Origin of the sequence: Taklimakanibacter albus (genome assembly GCF_016595235.1) — a bacterium.
Classification (GTDB): domain Bacteria; phylum Pseudomonadota; class Alphaproteobacteria; order Rhizobiales; family Aestuariivirgaceae; genus Taklimakanibacter; species Taklimakanibacter albus.
Genome location: NZ_JAENHL010000008.1, coordinates 1,913,809 through 1,931,318, shown reverse-complemented (window position 1 = coordinate 1,931,318; position 17,510 = coordinate 1,913,809). Strand labels below are relative to the sequence as shown.

Sequence of the window (17,510 nt, the reverse complement as noted above, 5' to 3'; positions counted from 1 at the left end):
GTGATCCGGAAAAGTGGATTCCGGTTTTCCGAAAAGATCACGCGCAAATGACAGGGAATTCCTATGTTGAAAGCGATCGATCCGGCTCTCAATGCCGATGTGCTGTATGCGTTGCGCGCCATGGGCCATGGCGATGACGTCATCATCTGCGACACAAATTTCCCGGCCGACTCGGTGGCGCGCCAGACGGTGCTCGGTAAGCTGCTCCGCATCGACAATGTGACGGCGGCGCGTGCCACCCGCGCGGTCCTTTCCGTCATGCCGCTCGACAGCTTCGTCGAACATCCGGCCTTGCGCATGGAGATCGTCGGCAAGCCGAATGAAATTCCGCCCGTCCAGGCCGAGGTACAGGCTGAGGTCGACAAAGCCGAAGGCCGGTCCTGGCCGATGGGCTCGATCGAGCGCTTCGCTTTCTATGACCTCGCCCGCAAGGCCTATTGCGTCATCGTCACCGGTGAGCGCCGCTTTTATGGCTGCTTCGCCTTCAAGAAGGGCGTCATCCCGCCCGATGCCGCGTGACATTACGTTCCTGTGAAGGGCGTGGTTTCTTCTGGCAGAATGCCCTGAGTCCTCCTAACTGATCGCCATGCCCTCACGCCAGAAGCTCATCTTCGCCCTCGTCGTCCTGTTCATCGCTTTGGTGACCGGGGCGGGTGCTCTGTGGCTTACCCGTTCGGGCGGACCGATCGGCTCGGGCGAGGCCCTGGTCGGCGGGCCCTTCACCTTGACCAACCAGGACGGCAAGCGGGTTACCGACCAGGATTTCCGCGGCAAATATATGCTGATCTTCTTCGGCTTCACCTTCTGCCCGGATGTCTGTCCGAGCGAATTGCAGGTGATGTCGGCGGCCCTCGATCAACTGGGACCGCAGGGCGACAAGATCCAGCCGGTCTTCATCACCATCGACCCCGAGCGCGATACGCCGGAGGCGATGAAGGTCTATATCTCGAATTTCCACCCCCGCATGGTGGGCCTGACGGGCTCTGCCGACGATATCGCGAAGGTCGCCAAGGCCTATCGGGTCTATTACGCCAAGGCCAAGCAGGCCGAGGGCGCCGCCCCTGGCGACTATCTGATGGACCACTCGACCATCCTCTATCTGATGGGGCCGGACGGGAAGTTCGTGAAGCATTTCACTTATGGGACCGATGTGAAAACGCTGGCCGATGGCTTACGCGCCGTCGTCCAATAAGCGGTCTTGTTAGGAAAGTTTCATTAATTTCAGCGTGTTATCCTGAATCTTGCCTCTCCGTCGGCTACTCGTTTTTTGCATGGCTCTAGGATGTTGGTCGGGTTGCCCGGCGCAGAAGGCCTTGTTAACGTGCTGACATGTTGCGCCGCACCCTTACCCACAAGGAAGTTGGGAATTGCTCTATTATCTCTATGAGATGAATCACGCCGCCATTGCCCCCTGGCGGGCAGCGGCGGATGCGGCGAACTTCTTCTGGAAGAACCCCGTCAATCCCTTCGCCCAGACCTATATGGGCCGCTCCATGTCGGCCTCGCTCGACCTTTTCGAGCGGGCCACGCGGCGTTACGGCAAGCCGGGCTTCGGTCTCGACTTCACGGTCGTCGCCGGCGACGAGGTTCCCATCGTCGAGGAGCGCGTCTTCGACAAGACCTTCTGCTCGCTCCTGCATTTCTCCAAAGCCTGGGCCGACGAAAAATCCAAGGTCAAGCAGCCGAAGCTCCTCATCGTGGCGCCGATGTCGGGCCACTATGCGACGCTGCTGCGCGGCACGGTCGAAGCGATGCTGCCGCATGCCGATGTTTACATCACCGACTGGGTCGATGCCCGCCAGGTGCCGCTGGCGAGTGGTGACTTCGATCTCGATGACTACATCGATTATGTCGTCGAGATGCTCACTTTCCTCGGCCCTGACACTCATGTGATGGCGGTGTGCCAGCCTTCCGTGCCGGTGCTCGCGGCCATCGCCTCGATGGCGAAGCGCAAGGACCCCAACCAGCCGAAATCCATGATCCTGATGGGCGGCCCGATCGACACAAGGCGCAACCCGACCGTCGTCAACCGGCTGGCGGTGGCGCGCGGCGTCGACTGGTTCCGCAAGAACGCCGTGGTGAAGGTGCCGTTCCCGCATCCCGGCGCCATGCGCGACGTCTATCCGGGCTTCCTGCAGCTCACCGGATTCATGACCATGAATCTCGACCGCCATATGAGCGCTCATCGCGAATTGTTCTGGCACCTGATCGAGGGCGACGGCGACGCGGCCGAGAAACACACCGATTTCTACGACGAATATCTCTCGGTGATGGACCTCACCGCTGAATTCTATCTGCAGACGGTCGAGAAGGTCTTCGTCAATCACGAGCTGCCGCGCGGTATCTTCCGCCATCGCGGCGAGAAGATCGAGCCGGGCTTGATCAAAAAAACGGCGCTGATGACGATCGAGGGTGAGCGCGACGACATATCGGGCGTCGGCCAGACCGAAGCGGCGCATGATCTCTGCGCGTCGCTGCCGGCTGAAAAGAAGCTGCATCTCCTGCAGAAGGGCGTCGGCCATTACGGCGTGTTCAACGGCTCGCGCTTCCGCGCCGATGCCGTGCCGCGTATCGTCGACTTCATGCACAAGCAGGCGTGAGCCGGTTCCTCGAAGCATTGGGATTGGTCAAGCGACCGAAGACGATCGAGCCGGCGCAACTCGCCATCGAAGACAAATCCATCTCCGTCACGTTCAGGCGCCATGCCAAGGCGCGCCGTCTGGTTCTGCGCCTGTCGCGTGACCGCTCCGGCGTTATCGTCACCTTGCCGCCGCGTGTCGGGCGTAAGGAAGGGCTCGATTTCGCCAAACGTTCATCGCAATGGATCGCCGATCGCCTCGCCACGGAGCCCGCCAAACGGCCGGTCGAGGCAGGTGCCACCATTCTGTTGCGCGGCGAGCAATTTCGCATCGTGGCGACAGGAAGCCGGCGCGGCGCGGTGACGATGCAGAGCGGCACGATCCAGATATCCGGCGATGCGGCGCATCTCGAACGGCGCCTCGTCGACTGGCTGAAAGTGGAGGCGCGTCACGATCTCGTCAAAGCGAGCGAGGCCTATGCAAGGGCCATGGACGCCAAATTCCACCGGGTCGTCGTGCGCGATCAGAAGAGCCGCTGGGGCTCATGCTCGTCCGACGGCACGCTGTCCTATTCGTGGCGCCTGGTGCTGGCGCCGCCTTTCGTGCTCGATTATGTGGCCGCGCATGAAGTGGCGCATCTCAAGCATATGAATCATGGACGGCAATTCTGGCGGCTGGTGCTCACTCATTGCCCCAATGCCGCGCGCGCCAAGACCTGGCTCAAGCAGCATGGCGCCGAGCTGCACAGCTACGCGACGGGCAAGTAGGTCGGCGCCGGCGCGGGCGTGAAGGACCTTGCCGGTGTCTCGACACGGCCCTGCTCAGCGAAGCGCTGACCGCTTGCCGCAAACAAATGCAGCTCGTGGGGAGCGATGGCGAAGGGCAGGGGATCGCCGGGTCGCAAGCCGGTATTTCCGACCGATTGCACCGTCACGGACTTTCCGGCGACGGTGCCATGCAGCAGCTGTGCTGAGCCCAGCTCTTCCGCGAAATCGTAGCGGGCGGAAAAACCTCCGGGCGCAAGTCGTGCCACCTCGGCGCGGAAGCCGACCGTGATCTCGCCGGGCGCGATGTCGCGCCACCGGCTCTTGTCATAGGCCAGCACCTGTCCATCCGCCAGCCGCACGATCCCGGTGCCGGGATCGGCCACCGCCGGCAGCAGGTTCATGCCGGGATTGCCGATGAAGCGCGCGACATAGGTGGTGGCGGGCCGGTGATAGACCTCGGCCGGTTTGCCCACTTGCTCGATATTGCCCTTGTTCATGATGACGATGCGGTCGGCGAGCGTCATCGCCTCGACCTGATCATGGGTGACGAACAGGGTGGTGGTGCCGAGGCGTTGATGCAGCTTGCGGATCTCGACCCGCATGGCGACGCGCAATTGCGCATCGAGATTGGAAAGCGGTTCGTCATAGAGGAAGATCTTGGGCTCGCGGATCATGGCGCGCCCCATGGCGACGCGCTGGCGCTGGCCGCCCGAGAGCTGGCTCGGCTTGCGGTCGAGGAAATCCGAAAGGCCGAGCGTGCCCGCCACTTCTTCCACCTTCACCGTGCGCTCGGCGCGCGACATGCCGGCGACCTTCAGCGAATAACCGATATTCTGTCTGACCGTCATATGCGGATAAAGCGCATAGTTCTGGAAGACCATGGCGCAGCCGCGTTCGCGCGGCTCGAGCTTGTTGACGACCGTCGGGCCAATTGCGATCTCACCTGCGGTGATGCCTTCGAGGCCCGCCACCATGCGCAGCAGGGTCGATTTTCCGCAGCCCGAGGGGCCGAGGAGAACGATGAACTCGCCATGCTCGATGGTGAGCGAAACGCCATGGACGACCTCATTGCGGCCGTAGCTCTTGCGCAGATTGGTGAGCGTGACCTTGGGCATGGGCGCCCCCTATTTTTCCGTGACCATCAGGCCGCGCACGAACCAGCGCTGCAGCAGGATGGTCACCAGCACCGGCGGTGCGAGAACGATCAGATTGGCGGCCATGGCGATGTTCCACACCGGCGGCTCGCCGAACAGCGGACCCGGGATGAGCTTCTGGAGCTGCATGGTCGCGGTCGCGAAATTCTGGTGATCGGTGACGACGAGCAACGGCCAGAGATACTGGTTCCACGACCACACGAACATGATCGTCGCCAAGGCCGCCATGTTGGTCCGTGATAGCGGCAGCAGGACTTCCAGAAAGAACCTGACGGCGCCGGCACCGTCCATCTTGGCCGCCTCGGCGAGCTCATCCGGCACGGTGAGGAAGAACTGCCGGTAAAGGAAGGTGCCGGTGGCGGTGGCGACGAGCGGCAGGATCAGGCCGGAATAGGAGTTGAGGAGATTCCACTCGGGAAGATTTATGCCGATGCCAAACAGGTCGATCATCGACTGGAAGGGCCGCAAGGCATCGGCGGCCACCGCATAGGTCGGCACGATGCGCACTTCGAGCGGCAGCATCAGTGTGATGAAGATCAGCCAGAACATCACCATGCGCAGGCGGTATTTGAAATAGACGATTGAGAAAGCCGAGAGCGCGGCGAGGACAATCTTGCCGAGCGTGACGCCGCCGGCCACGATGAGCGAGTTGAGCATCACGCGGCCGAAATTGCCGCGTTCCCAGGCGACCGCCATATTCTCGAAGAAGCTGTCGCCCGGCCAGAGCGGCATCGGCACCTGATTGACGGTGTGGAAGTCATGGCTCGCCGCCACGAAGACGATCCAGAACGGGATCAGCAACGCCACGAAGGAGGCGAGCAGGAGCAGATGGGTGAAGAGGTCGAGAAGCGGCGTGCGTTCGATCACCGGCCGGCCCTCATGAATAGTGAATGCGCCGCTCGACGAAGCGGAACTGGATGAAGGTCAAGGCGATGATCAGGAGCATGAGCACGATCGACTGCGCCGCGGCGAGCGAGTAGTCCTTGCCCTCGAAACCGTCGAAATAGATCTTGTAGACCATCAGATCGGTGGCCCGTGCCGGCCCGCCGGAGGTCGTCACATCGACGATGCCGAAGCTGTCGACGAAGCTGTCGGTGATGTTGATGATGACCAGAAAGAACAAGGTCGGGGCGATCAGCGGCAGCTGGATGTCCCACATGCGCCGGAGTACCGAGGCGCCATCCATGGCGCCGGCTTCCGTGACGCTGCGTGGGATCGACTGCAGGGCGGCGAGGAAGAAGATGAAGTTGTAGCCGACCATCTTCCAGCTCTGCGCGAAGACGATCAGCAGGAAGGCGTCCCAGCCGTCGAGGGCCGGATTCCATAAGTTTGGCCAGACCCGGTTGATGGCGGAAACGAAACCCGCATCGGGTGAGAAGATGAAGCGGAAGGCGAGTCCGACGCTGGGCGCGGCGAGCGCATAGGGTAGGAAGAAGGTGAATTTATAGAGCTGATGCCCCGGCAGGCGCCGGTCGACGAACAGAGCGAGCATCGCGGCGATGACGAGCGAGAGCACCGTCGCAAGGCCGGCGAAGGCGATCGAGATGCGCACCGAGTTCCAATATTTGGGATCGCTGAAGACGGTCTCGAAATTGAGCCAGCCGACCCATTCATTCGACCCGCCGAAGGGTGGCTCGAGCGTCACCGCCCAATAGAGGGCTTCGCCCGTCGGCCAGTAGAAGAACACGAAGACCAGCAGCATCTGCGGCGCGATGAAGGCCGCGGCGAGCCAGAGATTGGAGAATGTCGCGCGCTTTTCCATGTGGGGCTCGATTGTCGGGGCCGGCCGGCAATGTCATCCGGCCGGCCCGACGATCATGTTGATCAGGGCAGCGCCGCGCCCTTATAGGTCTGCTCGTAGCGGCGCAGGATCTGGTCGCCACGTTCGACGGCGGCATCGAGCCCGGCCTGTACGTCCTTCTGGCCGGTGAACACCGCCTCCAGTTCCGAACGCAGCTCGGAGCGGATCGAGGTGAAGTTGCCGAGGCGGATGCCGCGCGAATTGGGGCCGACGGCCGAGGCGGTCAGCGAGGCGATGGCGACCTCGCGGCCGGCCATTTTCGGATCCTGGTAGAAGCCTTCCGACTTCAGGAGCTCGAAGCCCTTGACCGTCACCGGAATATAGCCGGTGTTCTTGACGATGTATTTCTCGCCGGTCTCGGGCGAGGTGACATATTTGAGGAACGCGGCCGCCGCTTCGTACTCTTCCTTGGACTTGCCTTGCATGACCCAGAGCGAGGCGCCGCCGACCAGCGAGTTGGTGCGCTTGGCGGCGTCGAGCACCGGGATCATCGCGACGTCCCACTTCAGATCGGGAACTTGCGTGTTCTTCACCGTGCCGTGGTTGGCGATCGAGGTGATGGTCGAGGCGCAGCTGCCGTCAGCGAAGGCCTGAACGAGGTTCTTGCCGACCTGCGTCGTCTGGATGCGCGCATAGCCGGCATCGAGCCAGGCCTTGTAGTTCTTCATGTGGTCGACATAGGCCGTCTTGTTGAAGACGAGCTCGGCGCTGAGGCCGCCATAGCCGTTGTCCTGCGTGGCGATGGGAATGTTGTTGGTGGCGGAGAATTGCTCGAGATTCATCCAGGTATCGCCATCGAGCGCGAACCCGCATTCGACGCCCGCCGCTTTCAACGCCTTGAGATCGTCCGCGAACTCGGCCCAGGTCTTCGGCGCCTCGTTTTTTCCGATCTTCGCCCAGGCGTCCTTGTTCCAGTAGAAGACTGCGGTCGATGAGTTATAGGGGAAGGACCACATTTCGCCGCCGGCCGTCGCATAATAATTGGCGATGCCGGGGAAGTAGCTCTTCCAGTCGACATTCAGGCCGTAATCCTTGTCGAACTGGTTGGCTTTGTAGATGGCGCCCGAGAGCATGAAATTGAGCGTGCCGGCGTCATAGATCTGAACGATGGTCGGCTGCTGCTTGGCGCGATAGGCGGCGATGGTGTTCTGCTCGGCCTTGTCATAGCCGCCCTGGCCGGTGCACACGGCCTCATATTTGGTCTGCGATTCGTTGAAGAGCTTGCAGTGATTGGCCACCACTTCGCCGAGGTCGCCGGTCAATCCATACCAGAATTCGAATTTGGTACGCTCCTGCGCGGCGGCGCCGGCGAGCGTCGTCATGGTCATGGCGGCGACAAGTATCGATCGTTTCATCGTCATCTCCCCATAGAGCCCTGCCCACTTTGATCGAAACGAAAAGTTTCGATCAAAGTGGGTAAAAGGGCTCGAAAAACACCTAATCTGGAGCGCTTCCTTGTCGCCAAAGTCGAGCAACTTTGGCGGGAAGCGCTCTGGTCGCAAGGGCTCAGGGGCCCGTTGGACCTGCCTAGTTTGAGGACATGACAGTTTCGTCGTTTGGCCGTGACAGTCGAATGACGATGCACAGCCTAGTGACGCTCAGACGCCGGCTTCCTGAATCTCGAAGATGTTGCCGCCGCTGGTGAGGAAGCGGCGGCTATTGTCGCGCGTCAGCCGATAGCACTTCTCCTGCGCGCGCAGCATCCGCCACTTGGTGCACAAGGTGCCGTCGCGAAGCTCCCAGGTGCCTTCATCGTGACTCTTGGCGCCGGGGCCGGCAATCGTTATGTCGGCAACGCCGCTGGCGCCGAGCGTCAGAGTGCCGTTCTGCCAGCCATCCGCCTGCCACCACAGGATCTGCCGCCCGACGAGCTCGGCTTCGATCTCACGGCCGGTCAATTCGCCGGCGCCGGCGGTTCCCGGTGTTGCGACGAACAGCAAAGCGGCGGCGCCAAGCCTCACGAGCACGCGAATCATCCTTTTGTGACAATCACGCTAAGATTCAATGGCATTGGCGTGAAAATGTCGAGGGCGGCGTCGCGCAACCGTCAAGGGACGATCAAATCGCTGTCATGCACCACCACGACATTCGCGGCATTCATTTCCTTCCGCATCGAGGAGTCATCGAGAATGCAGCCCCGCACCGGCATATCCGCCCATAAGCGCCTGGACGATCTCTCGGATTTCGGCGCCGAGCTCGACATGATCGAGGAGCTGGGCGTCGATGCGATCGAGCTGCCGATCTACGACATGGACATCGTCGTCGGCGGCAAGATCCGTCAGGCTCAGCTCGCGATGCTGAAGACTGCCTGCGCCGGCCGGGGTGTCGATTATTCGGTGCATGGGCCGCTCGCCATCAACTTCATGGACGAAGCCTGGCGCCTGCCACGCCATTTCGAGGTGCTGAAGGCCTCGCTCGAAATATCGGCGGAAGTCGGCGCCGAGAATTATGTGATCCATGCGGGCCTGATGCCGCAGCAGCAGGCCGAAGGTGTGGCGGCGGGATATGAGCGCCAGCGCGACTGGCTGGCCAAAGGTGGCGACCTCGCCCGTGATCTGGGCCTGACCTTGTGCGTCGAGACATTATTCGGCGGCTATGAGGGCAGGCAGCTGGCATCGACGCCGTCGCGGCTCGCCGCCGAGCTGGCGATGATCGGCCATCCGAATGTCATGGCCACGCTCGATTTCAGCCATGCCCATCTCAATCTGGATTTCCTCGGCCGCCGCGACGACTTCGTCGACGAGGTCGCCGCTCTGGCGCCCTTCGCCAGGCATCTCCATGTGCATGACAGCTTCGGCCGCCAGGACGACATCTGGATGTTCACCGAAGGAGAGCGTGTCGCCTATGGCCATGGCGATCTGCATCTGCCGGTCGGATGGGGCGATATCCCCTGGGAGATGCTGATGGCGGAATGCGCTTTCCCGGCCGATGTTCTGTTCAATATCGAGCTCAAGCCGCGTTACTGGTATGCAGCGCGGGAGACGGTCGCCGCGACCAAGCGGCTCGCCGGCATGGCCCGTATCGGCGCTGAGGCCGAGGCGGCGTAACAAATTGCTTGCGTTCCTCGCCCGGCGATGAGGTAGTGTTCTGCCGGGACATGAGGAGAAACAACGTGAAACTCGCACGGCGGAGGTTCATGGGCCTCGCCATGGCGGCGGTGGCCTTGCCCGACATGTCGCTCGCCGGCGCCTTTCCCAAAGCACTCATCGGCCGCTGGCATGCGGAATCGATTCGCCGTCGCGGGGTGATCTCGAATGTTCGGACGGTGATCGATATCGCCGCCGATGGAAGGGTAACCGGCAGCGGTGGTTGCAACCGGATCAGCGGCGGCATGACGATCGACGAGGCCCGCGTCAGTTTCAGTCCCATGATCTCGACCAAGATGGCCTGCGCGCCCGAGATCCTGAATCAGGAGCACGACTTCCTGTCGGCGCTTGGCGAGGCGCGCCTGTGGCGGATCGACGAGCAACGCGACAAGCTCATCCTGGTGGATGCGCATGGCGTCACCGTCTTGCGGCTGATCCGGATGTGAGGCGCGCGATAGATTCGCGCTAGCCGAACCACCAGCGGTCGAAGAACATGCGGCCGTCGCATTCGTAATTGTCGGCCAGCCTGCCGTGCCTGACCTTGGTGCTGGTGGCGAAGACGTCATTGGCGAAAAGCGGAATGACGACACCGCCCTCGTCGCGGACCAGGAGCTGCAGTTCGCGGTACATGCCGGCGCGCTTGCCGGCATCGAGCTCGGAGCGCGCCGCGACCAGGATCTTGTTGAATTTCTCGTTGTTCCAGGCGCTATCGTTCCAGCTTGCGCCGGCTGAATAGGCCTGTGTCAGGATATCGTCCGGCGTCGGCGTGCCGAACCAATAAGCGGCGCACCATGAGCGCTTCTGCCAGATATTCGTCCAGTAGCCGTCATTGGGCTCCTGAACGACAGTGATCGAGATGCCCGCCTTCTTGGCCTGTTCCGCGTAGAGTACGGCGGTATCGACGGCTCCGGTGAACGCCGCATTGGCCGCGCTCAGATTGACGGCGAGTGCGGAGAGGCCGGCCTGTTTGAGATGATATTTGGCCTTGTCCGGATCGTAAACCCGCTGCTCGATGTCGGTGGCGAAGAAGGGATAGGCCGGGGTGAGCGGATGGTCGTTGCCGACCGTGCCGTGTCCGAAGAGGATGGTCTTGAGCAGCGCCTCGCGATCGATCGCGTATTTGAGCGCCAGGCGCACATTGTTGTCGTTGAAGGGCGCGACATTGGTGAGCATCGGAAATGTGTAATGGAGCTTGCCGCGCACTTCCTCGACCTTGATGCCGGCGGCCTGCTTCAGCCGGTTGACGGTCTTGAGATCGAGACGGTCGATGCCGTCCACCTCATTGGTCAGAAGCGCGTTCTGGCGCGCCGCCGTGTCCTGTATCGACAGCAGCTCGCCGCTGCCGAAATGACCGCGGCCCGCCTGCCAGAAATTCCGGTTCTTCTCCAGCTCGGTCCGTTCGCCGGGCCTGAACGATTTCAGCCGATAGGCACCGGTGCCGATGCCGGATTGCCAATCGATCGTCCCGTCATCCTTTCCCGGATACATGCCGAAGCTGAAGGTTGACAGTTTGAACGGAATGTCGGCGTCGCCGGATCTGAGCCTGATCACGACGACATGGTCGCCGTCGGCTTCGACCGAGGTCATGGGATCGACGATCGGTTTGACCGAGGAGGTCGACTTCTCGCCGCGATGGTGATTGATCGAAGCGACGACATCCTTCGCGGTGAAGCTCTTGCCGTTATGGAACTCGACGCCCTTGCGCAGCTTGAAGGTCCATTTGGTGGCGCCTTCCGAGGCTTCCCAGCTCTCGGCGAGCTTGGGCTCGAGCGCGCCGTCGGTGCCGACTTCGGTCAGCATGTTGGTGATCGCATAGGCAACGACCGTCACATAGCCGTTGTTCACATGCGCCGGGTCGAGCGTGTCGGCGGCCTCGCCATGCGCCATGGCGAAGCGCAGATGGCCGCCCGGCTTCGGCGTCTCCTCGGCCCGCGCCGGCATCGGGAAGGTCGAGCCTGCCGCGGCCGACAGGCCGAGCAGGCTGAGCCCGCCCATGAAGCTGCGCCGGTCCATCCGTCCCGGCTTCATTTCATCCGCCCGCAGGAGCGGAAGTCCGATATCGTTCTTCATTCTTGTTTCCTCCTTGAGCCTTTGTTTCTTTAATTACCAGAGCGGCACGGTGCGCCCGATGCCGCGCGCCACGGCGCGGTCATAGAGATGACGGCCGAGCACGATGTCGCTGACGGCGAAGCCCCGGTGCCAGAAGACGATTCGCTCGTTATCCGTTTGCCGCGCCGGACGCTTGCCGGCCACGATCTCTCCGATCTCGGCATGCACATGCTCGCGCCGCAAGCGGCCTTCCTTGATGAGCGTGTGAAACGTTCCGCCCTCGCAGCACTGGCGCCAGTCGTCGACGATCATCTTGTCGGCCGTGAGCGGAAGCGCCGGGTCCACCGCCATGATCCAGCCATAGGTGATCAGCAGCGCGCCCGGCTTGATCATGCATTCTCCGATCAGGATCTCCGGCTTCTCCAGCCGCGTCGCCTCGACGACGATATCGGCATCGGCGACCGCCTCCTCGATGCTCGCGGCGCTCACCGCCTTGACCCCAAGCTCCGCCTCGATGAGACGCGCAAGCTCGTCGCGCGTCTCGCGCCGCTTGCTGGCGATGCGGACTTCGTCGAGATCATATGTCTCGGCGATCGCCCGGATGTTCGCCGCCGCGGTGCCACGCGCGCCGATATGGGCAAGGATCCTGGCGCCGGGCCGCGCCAGCCGGCGCGCGCCGATGCCGGTGACCGCTCCGGTGCGCAGCCAGGTCAAGTCCGTCGCGTCCATGATGCAGATCGGAATCCCGGTTTGCGGATCATAGAGGGTCAGGACCGCGATCTCGGACGGCAGATCATGACGGTAGTTGTCGACATAGTCGCCAATGACCTTCACACCGGCGGTATCGATCGGCCCGGCATAGCCCATCAGAATGTTGAAATGCCCATTATACCGGTCATCGAGATGGATGTGGCCCTTGGGCGGCAGGACGACGTCGCCCAGGCCATGGGCCTTCAACCCGGTTTCGACGATGTCCATCACCTCCGGCATGGCCGGTGTCAGCGCCGCCACGTCGCGGCGGTTGAGGAACAGGAGGTCGAGCGTCTGTGATTTGGACATCAGCGCCTCGGCTCCTGCTTCTTGGCATCGAAGAAGGGACGTTTGGCGACGCACGCATCTTGCCGTCCCGTCTTGCCCTCGACGGAGAGCCGTATGCCGAGCGTCGCTGCTGCGGCATCGATGCGGGCATAGCCGATCATGCGCTTGAGCCGGGGCGAATAGACCACGACCGTCGTCCTTCCGACGGTCACGCCGTCCCGGTTCACGGCGCGTCCGCCGAAGCTCGCCGCCTCGCCGTCGGTGGCGCTTTCGTCGAATTCGAGGCCGACGAGCTTCCACGCCACACCTTCGGCGGCGATCCGGCGCAACGCCGTCTTGCCGATGAAGTCCACTGGCTTGTCGAGATCGACGAGGTGTTCGAGGCCGACATGGAAGGGCGTCGCCTCGGCGGGAAAGTCCGACCGCATCGCGATGATCCCGGCTTCCACGCGGCGTATGGTGTTGGGGCCAGTGACGCGCAGATTGGAGGGCTTGCCCGCTTGTTTCACCCTTTCCCACAAATCGCCGGCGCGCGCTGTGTCGCGCAGATAGATTTCATAGCCGAGATCGCCGCTCCAGCCGGTCCTGGTCACAACCAAGGACATGCCGTCGAGTTCGGCCTCCATCAGGTGGTAGTATTTGAGGTCCGCAACCTTGTCGCCGAGCAGGCGGATCATGACGTCGCGCGATTTGTTGCCTTGGATCTGGATGGGCGCCGCCTCGGGCTCGGTGATGGCGACATCCATCCCGGCAAAGCAGGCCACGCCTTTGGCCCAGAGGAGCAAATCGCTGTCAGCGGCAGACAGCCAGTATTTGTTCTCTTCCAGCCGGTTGAGCACCGGGTCGTTGAGGATATGGCCGTCCGCGTCGGTAATCACCACATAGCGGCACTGTCCGACGGCGCAGCGCTCCAGGCTACGCGGTACCAGGAGGTCGACGAAACGCCGCGCATCAGGGCCTGAAATTTCGACCTGGCGTTCAGCGGCGACGTCCCAGAGTGTCGCGTCATTGACCAGCGCCCAGTATTCCTCGGTCTGGTCGCCGTAACGATACGGCATGAACATGTGGTTGAGGACGATATAGGACGCCGCGCCGTCGCGCTTGGCGCAGTCGAAGAAGGGAGATCTCTCCAGGGATTGGTCGAGTACACTAAGAAGCACGATAGATCTGCCTTTCACACAGCAGATCGCATCGTGGACAACAAAAAGAACTTTACTCGAGCGCGAAAAAGCTAGGCGAGGCGCACCTGACGGTCAACTAAATTGTTTCGTCGCCGGCGGATTGCGCCGTAATCTCGCTCTCTGATGGTACCTTGACGGTCGGATCCATGTCTCGCAGCAGTGCAATCTTCGCCGAAAATCTCCGATATCTCTGCGCTCATTTCAATTCTGTCGCCGAGGTCTGCCGCAACCTGGGCATGAACCGGCAGCAGTTCAACAAGTATCTGAGCGGCCAGTCCGAGCCGTCGCTGCACAATCTCAAGCGCATCACCGACTTCTTCGGCGTCGATGAATATGAGATCACTCTTCCTCCCAAGGAGTTCGTTCGCCTGGTCCGGCCCAAACGCGCGCCGGTGCGCGAGACCTTGCTCCTCGAGCAGCTTCTCACCCAGATCGACATGGCGGATGCCGAATCGCAAGGCGCGCTCGCCGCCTATGAGGGAACCTATGCGGCTTATTTCTGCTCGCCGGTCTGGTCCAATCACATCGTGCGGTCCTTGACCACGATACGTTTCGAGGCGCCGAACTGCCTGACCAGGAGCGTGCAGCGCCTGTATCTTCCCGGCGGCAGCCGTTCCATGAGAGTCACGCAGAAGTTCAACGGCGTCGTCAGGAACATCGTCGACCGGCTCTATCTCGTCGAATATGAAGCTAATTCCAAGGACTTGGCGTCGTTCACCATCCTCTATCCGTCGCATCGCCGGCAGCTGCAGTTCCTCACCGGCATCATGGTCACCGTCGCCAGCGGCGGCGCCCGCCAACCCTTCTCGACGCGCGTCGCTTATCAGTATCTCGGCAAGGATGTCGATCTGCGCAAGGAGATCGCGCGCTGCCACCTCTATCCGGTCGACAGCCCCGATATACCCGAGGAGGTTCGCAGCCGGATCACCGATCGAGCCGACTCGGCGCGCAATTTTCTGCTGGCGCAGTCATTCTGATCTTTCGATCTCTGAAGCGACCTGACGCGCATGCACTGCGATCCGCTGCGGTGCTTTCGAGCTCGCGAAATGGTGGCGCCCGGTCCCACCCGCTAGGTTGACGGTGATGGATCGGTCGTGGACAGCGCTTTACTCGAGCAAGATCGTGCTGATCGCTAGATTCCGTCATCGGGAGTGCCAGACGTGACGACGCCACTTGATTGCGCCCGCTTGTTTCTTGTGGCGTGGGAGGCCTCAGCGCCGGAGGCGATCGGCGCGCTTTTCGCCGATGATGGTGTCTTCACCAATCCGCTGCAGCCTCAGCCGCTGGTCGGCCCACGGCAGATTTCCGATGCTGTTTCCGTGGGCCTGGGAAAAATCGAGGACGTTACGATCCGGGTCACGAGCGCCGTCGAGCATGCGCAGACGGCCTGCGTCGAGGGCGAGTTCCTGTCGCGCAAGCGTACCGGCGGCGGGCGCTTCGATTTCCCGTTCATGCTCATACTCGAGCTGCGCGACGGCAAGATCCGACGCCTGAGCGAATATTTCGACACCACACCGCTGCGGTAGAAGCCTCGTCCCGCAGGCACGCCCGGCTCGTCTACTTGCTGTTGCCGCGCTCTCTGAGCCGCTCCGCCGCATTGCCGCTGTCGCGCTGGCGCTGCCTCGGCACATATTCCTCGTCGCCTTCGTCATCCGAGCTGCCGAACAGGCTTTCGAAGAAGCCGCGCCGTCTTTCGCGTTTGCGCGGCAGATACTCTTCGTCGGCGCCGGCATCGTAATTTTCGGAATAGGAGGCCACCGCGCCGCCGGTCCCGTCATTATAGGGATTGTCGTCGCCGGGCAGCGGCAGATTGGAAAGGCCATTATGAGCGTCGGCCATCACGTCCTTCCAGATGGCGGCGGGGATCGAGCCGCCGGTCATCTTCTTGGTCGGCGAGTTGTCGTCATTGCCGGCCCACACGCCGGCGATGTAATGCGCCGTGTAGCCGATGAACCACGCGTCGCGATAATCCTGGCTGGTGCCGGTCTTGCCGGCGATCTCATAGTCGCCGAACTGCGCGCTGCGTCCGGTACCTTCCGTGACCACGGCGCGCATCATGCGGTTCATGGCGCCGAGATCGTAATTGGAGACGACCTGACCGAGCCCGTCGCCCGAGCGCTGATAGAGAAGTGTGCCGTCGCGCGTCATGATGCGCGAGACGATATAGGGCTGCACCGGCGCGCCGCCATTGGCGAAGGGCGTGAAGGCGGCGACCATTTCGAGCAGCGTCACTTCCGAGGTGCCGAGCGCGATCGAGGCGTTGTTGGCGAGATCGGAGGTGATGCCGAGACGATGCGCAGTGGCGATGACGGCGGTCGGCGACACGTTGAAGGCGAGCTTAGCCGCAATCGTGTTGAGCGACAGCGCCAGCGCCCGGGTCAAGGTAACCGGTCCCATATATTCGCGCTTGTAGTTTTCGGGCTCCCAGTCGCCGATACGCACCGGCTCGTCGACCTCGACCGAATCCGGGCCGTAACCCTGCTCGACCGCCGCCAGATAGACGAAGGGCTTGAAGGCCGAGCCTGGTTGGCGCTTCGCCTTGGTCACCCGGTTGAACTGGCTTTTGACATAGGACTTGCCGCCGACCATCGAGATGATGGCGCCGGTCGGGTCGAGCATCACGAAGGACGCCTGCGAGACGTTGAATTTCGGCCCGTCCTGATTGAGCCGCTTGCGCAGCGAGCGCTCGGCGACCGTCTGGATCTCGGGATTGATCGTCGTCTCAACAACGATCGACTGGTCGTAATTGCGCACCAGCTGCGGCAGGATCTCACCGACATAATCGACGATATACTGCGTCGAAGGCACATAGTCGGAGGCCTTCACCGTCGCCGGCGCGGTCAGCGCCACTTGCGCATCGCCCGGCTCGATGAAGCCTGAATCGACCATGTCGTTCAGCACTTCATGGGCGCGTTTGGTGGCGGCCTCGGGATTGGCGATCGGGTTGTAGTTGGAGGGCGCCTTCAGCACGGCGGCGAGAATAGCGGCCTCGGCCAGCGTCACGTCGCGCGCCGATTTGCCGAAATATTTCTGCGCCGCTTTTTCGATGCCGGTGGCGCCGGCGCCGAAATAGACGCGGTTCATATAGAGTTGCAGGATCTCGTCCTTGGTGAACTGCGTCTCGAGCCAGATGGCGAGCACCGCTTCCTGCGCCTTGCGGCCCATGGTCCTGTCGGGCTTCAGAAACAGATTCTTGGCGAGCTGCTGGGTGAGCGTCGAGCCGCCCTGGACGACGCGTCCGGCGCGCAGGTTCTCCACCATGGCACGGATGAGGCCGAGCGGATCGACGCCGAAATGCGAGCGGAAGCGGCGGTCTTCGATGGCGATGATCGCCTGCGGGACATAGGCCGGCAGGTCGGCGATACGCACATCGTCACCGAAGAAGGCGCCGCGCTCGGCGAGCACCGTGCCGTCGGCCGCCAGCACCATGATGCCGGGCTCGCGCGCCGGGATCTGGAACAGGCCCTTCTGGTCGAGGGTCAGCCACAGATAGCCGAAGCCGGCAGCGCCGGCGAAAATGCCCCAGAAGACGAGGGTGAGGAACAGGCTGAAGATGCGAAATCCGGAACGGCGCCGACGCTTAGGGATACGGCCCTGCGGAACCTGGCGGTTGCCGCCACCACCGCTCGGGCGGCCGCCGAAAAGCGACGGTTCCCGGCGCTCCTGCCGTTGGCCGCGCTTATTCCCACCCCTGCCGTTTGAATTCATCGCCGATCGTTGCCCTAAAAGATCAGAGCCGGCAGCATCGCCGAGCCGGCTTAAGCCCGTCTAAATGCCGCGCCTGGTTACGAATGACGTTTAATCATGTCGTCATGATGGCCTGATTTTGCTGAGATTCAGCGCGTCGTTGCGGGG

Annotated in this window: 17 protein-coding genes; 8 read left to right on the top strand and 9 right to left on the bottom strand. The window is 62.3% G+C overall.

Annotation, left to right across the window (positions count from 1 at the left end; all coding sequences use genetic code 11):
- Nucleotides 1-63 precede the first annotated feature (63 nt).
- The 4 genes from JHL16_RS32150 (at nt 64) to JHL16_RS32135 (ending at nt 3,346) form a co-directional block, all read left to right on the top strand.
- Nucleotides 64-519 carry an RbsD/FucU family protein gene (locus tag JHL16_RS32150; RefSeq protein ID WP_200188922.1) on the top strand — a complete coding sequence of 152 codons (456 nt, stop codon included), beginning with the start codon at nt 64-66 and terminating at the stop codon, nt 517-519.
- Between the two features lie 67 nt (nt 520-586).
- On the top strand, nt 587-1,192 hold the full coding sequence (locus tag JHL16_RS32145) for an SCO family protein (RefSeq protein WP_200188921.1): 606 nt from the start codon (nt 587-589) through the stop codon (nt 1,190-1,192).
- A 175-nt stretch (nt 1,193-1,367) separates the two neighbouring features.
- On the top strand, nt 1,368-2,600 hold the full coding sequence (locus JHL16_RS32140; protein ID WP_200188920.1) for a polyhydroxyalkanoate depolymerase: 1,233 nt from the start codon (nt 1,368-1,370) through the stop codon (nt 2,598-2,600).
- Nucleotides 2,597-3,346, top strand: a complete 750-nt coding sequence (locus tag JHL16_RS32135) for a YgjP-like metallopeptidase domain-containing protein (protein ID WP_200188919.1) — start codon at nt 2,597-2,599, stop codon at nt 3,344-3,346. Before JHL16_RS32140 ends, JHL16_RS32135 begins: the two co-directional genes overlap by 4 nt.
- On the opposite strand, the gene JHL16_RS32130 is transcribed toward JHL16_RS32135, so the two are convergent.
- The 5 genes from JHL16_RS32130 to JHL16_RS32110 form a co-directional block, all read right to left on the bottom strand.
- Nucleotides 3,328-4,461, bottom strand: coding sequence for an ABC transporter ATP-binding protein (locus tag JHL16_RS32130; protein WP_200188918.1), 1,134 nt, complete (start codon nt 4,459-4,461; stop codon nt 3,328-3,330). The two genes, JHL16_RS32135 and JHL16_RS32130, sit on opposite strands and share 19 nt — an antisense overlap.
- A 9-nt stretch (nt 4,462-4,470) precedes the next feature.
- A complete protein-coding gene (locus JHL16_RS32125; RefSeq protein ID WP_200188917.1) occupies nt 4,471-5,367 on the bottom strand; it encodes an ABC transporter permease subunit in 897 nt (298 codons plus the stop codon).
- 10 nt (nt 5,368-5,377) lie between these two features.
- Entirely contained in the window at nt 5,378-6,262 is an 885-nt protein-coding gene (locus JHL16_RS32120) for an ABC transporter permease subunit (protein ID WP_200188916.1), read from the bottom strand.
- A 62-nt stretch (nt 6,263-6,324) separates the two neighbouring features.
- Nucleotides 6,325-7,662 (bottom strand): extracellular solute-binding protein, encoded by a 1,338-nt coding sequence (locus JHL16_RS32115; protein WP_200188915.1) that lies wholly within the window; start codon nt 7,660-7,662, stop codon nt 6,325-6,327.
- Nucleotides 7,663-7,899: 237 nt separating this feature from the next.
- The gene (locus tag JHL16_RS32110; protein WP_200188914.1) at nt 7,900-8,268 is read right to left on the bottom strand and encodes a hypothetical protein; all 369 of its coding nucleotides are present in this window, start codon (nt 8,266-8,268) and stop codon (nt 7,900-7,902) included.
- Between the two features lie 162 nt (nt 8,269-8,430).
- On the opposite strand from JHL16_RS32110, the gene JHL16_RS32105 reads away from it, so the two are divergent.
- Together JHL16_RS32105 and JHL16_RS32100 are read left to right on the top strand one after the other, a co-directional pair.
- Entirely contained in the window at nt 8,431-9,348 is a 918-nt protein-coding gene (locus tag JHL16_RS32105; protein WP_200188913.1) for a sugar phosphate isomerase/epimerase family protein, read from the top strand.
- Between the two features lie 65 nt (nt 9,349-9,413).
- Nucleotides 9,414-9,833 (top strand): META domain-containing protein, encoded by a 420-nt coding sequence (locus JHL16_RS32100; RefSeq protein ID WP_200188912.1) that lies wholly within the window; start codon nt 9,414-9,416, stop codon nt 9,831-9,833.
- 19 nt (nt 9,834-9,852) lie between these two features.
- Here JHL16_RS32100 and JHL16_RS32095 read toward each other — a convergent pair whose 3' ends face one another.
- From JHL16_RS32095 to JHL16_RS32085, 3 genes are read right to left on the bottom strand one after another with little or no spacing between them, the layout of a single operon-like run.
- Nucleotides 9,853-11,457, bottom strand: a complete 1,605-nt coding sequence (locus JHL16_RS32095; RefSeq protein WP_246771228.1) for an ABC transporter substrate-binding protein — start codon at nt 11,455-11,457, stop codon at nt 9,853-9,855.
- Nucleotides 11,458-11,490: 33 nt separating this feature from the next.
- The gene (locus JHL16_RS32090) at nt 11,491-12,495 is read right to left on the bottom strand and encodes an ornithine cyclodeaminase family protein (RefSeq protein WP_200188911.1); all 1,005 of its coding nucleotides are present in this window, start codon (nt 12,493-12,495) and stop codon (nt 11,491-11,493) included.
- Nucleotides 12,495-13,634 carry a glycine cleavage T C-terminal barrel domain-containing protein gene (locus tag JHL16_RS32085; protein ID WP_200188910.1) on the bottom strand — a complete coding sequence of 380 codons (1,140 nt, stop codon included), beginning with the start codon at nt 13,632-13,634 and terminating at the stop codon, nt 12,495-12,497. The genes JHL16_RS32090 and JHL16_RS32085 overlap by 1 nt, the downstream gene beginning before the upstream one ends.
- A 167-nt stretch (nt 13,635-13,801) precedes the next feature.
- Here JHL16_RS32085 and JHL16_RS32080 point away from each other — a divergent pair, with 167 nt between their 5' ends.
- Both JHL16_RS32080 and JHL16_RS32075 read left to right on the top strand, forming a co-directional pair.
- On the top strand, nt 13,802-14,632 hold the full coding sequence (locus tag JHL16_RS32080) for a helix-turn-helix domain-containing protein (protein ID WP_200188909.1): 831 nt from the start codon (nt 13,802-13,804) through the stop codon (nt 14,630-14,632).
- Nucleotides 14,633-14,815: 183 nt separating this feature from the next.
- Nucleotides 14,816-15,181, top strand: coding sequence for a nuclear transport factor 2 family protein (locus JHL16_RS32075; protein ID WP_200188908.1), 366 nt, complete (start codon nt 14,816-14,818; stop codon nt 15,179-15,181).
- Nucleotides 15,182-15,212: 31 nt separating this feature from the next.
- Here JHL16_RS32075 and JHL16_RS32070 read toward each other — a convergent pair whose 3' ends face one another.
- The gene (locus tag JHL16_RS32070; protein WP_200188907.1) at nt 15,213-17,363 is read right to left on the bottom strand and encodes a transglycosylase domain-containing protein; all 2,151 of its coding nucleotides are present in this window, start codon (nt 17,361-17,363) and stop codon (nt 15,213-15,215) included.
- Nucleotides 17,364-17,510: the final 147 nt, after the last annotated feature.

Coding starts and splice junctions, on each gene's coding strand:
- JHL16_RS32115 (WP_200188915.1), bottom strand. CDS start 7,662: ATGACGATGAAACGATCGATACTTGTCGCCGCCATGACCATGACGACG.
- JHL16_RS32090 (WP_200188911.1), bottom strand. CDS start 12,495: ATGTCCAAATCACAGACGCTCGACCTCCTGTTCCTCAACCGCCGCGAC.
- JHL16_RS32145 (WP_200188921.1), top strand. CDS start 587: ATGCCCTCACGCCAGAAGCTCATCTTCGCCCTCGTCGTCCTGTTCATC.
- JHL16_RS32080 (WP_200188909.1), top strand. CDS start 13,802: ATGTCTCGCAGCAGTGCAATCTTCGCCGAAAATCTCCGATATCTCTGC.
- JHL16_RS32070 (WP_200188907.1), bottom strand. CDS start 17,363: ATGAATTCAAACGGCAGGGGTGGGAATAAGCGCGGCCAACGGCAGGAG.
- JHL16_RS32130 (WP_200188918.1), bottom strand. CDS start 4,461: ATGCCCAAGGTCACGCTCACCAATCTGCGCAAGAGCTACGGCCGCAAT.
- JHL16_RS32150 (WP_200188922.1), top strand. CDS start 64: ATGTTGAAAGCGATCGATCCGGCTCTCAATGCCGATGTGCTGTATGCG.
- JHL16_RS32120 (WP_200188916.1), bottom strand. CDS start 6,262: ATGGAAAAGCGCGCGACATTCTCCAATCTCTGGCTCGCCGCGGCCTTC.
- JHL16_RS32105 (WP_200188913.1), top strand. CDS start 8,431: ATGCAGCCCCGCACCGGCATATCCGCCCATAAGCGCCTGGACGATCTC.
- JHL16_RS32095 (WP_246771228.1), bottom strand. CDS start 11,457: ATGAAGAACGATATCGGACTTCCGCTCCTGCGGGCGGATGAAATGAAG.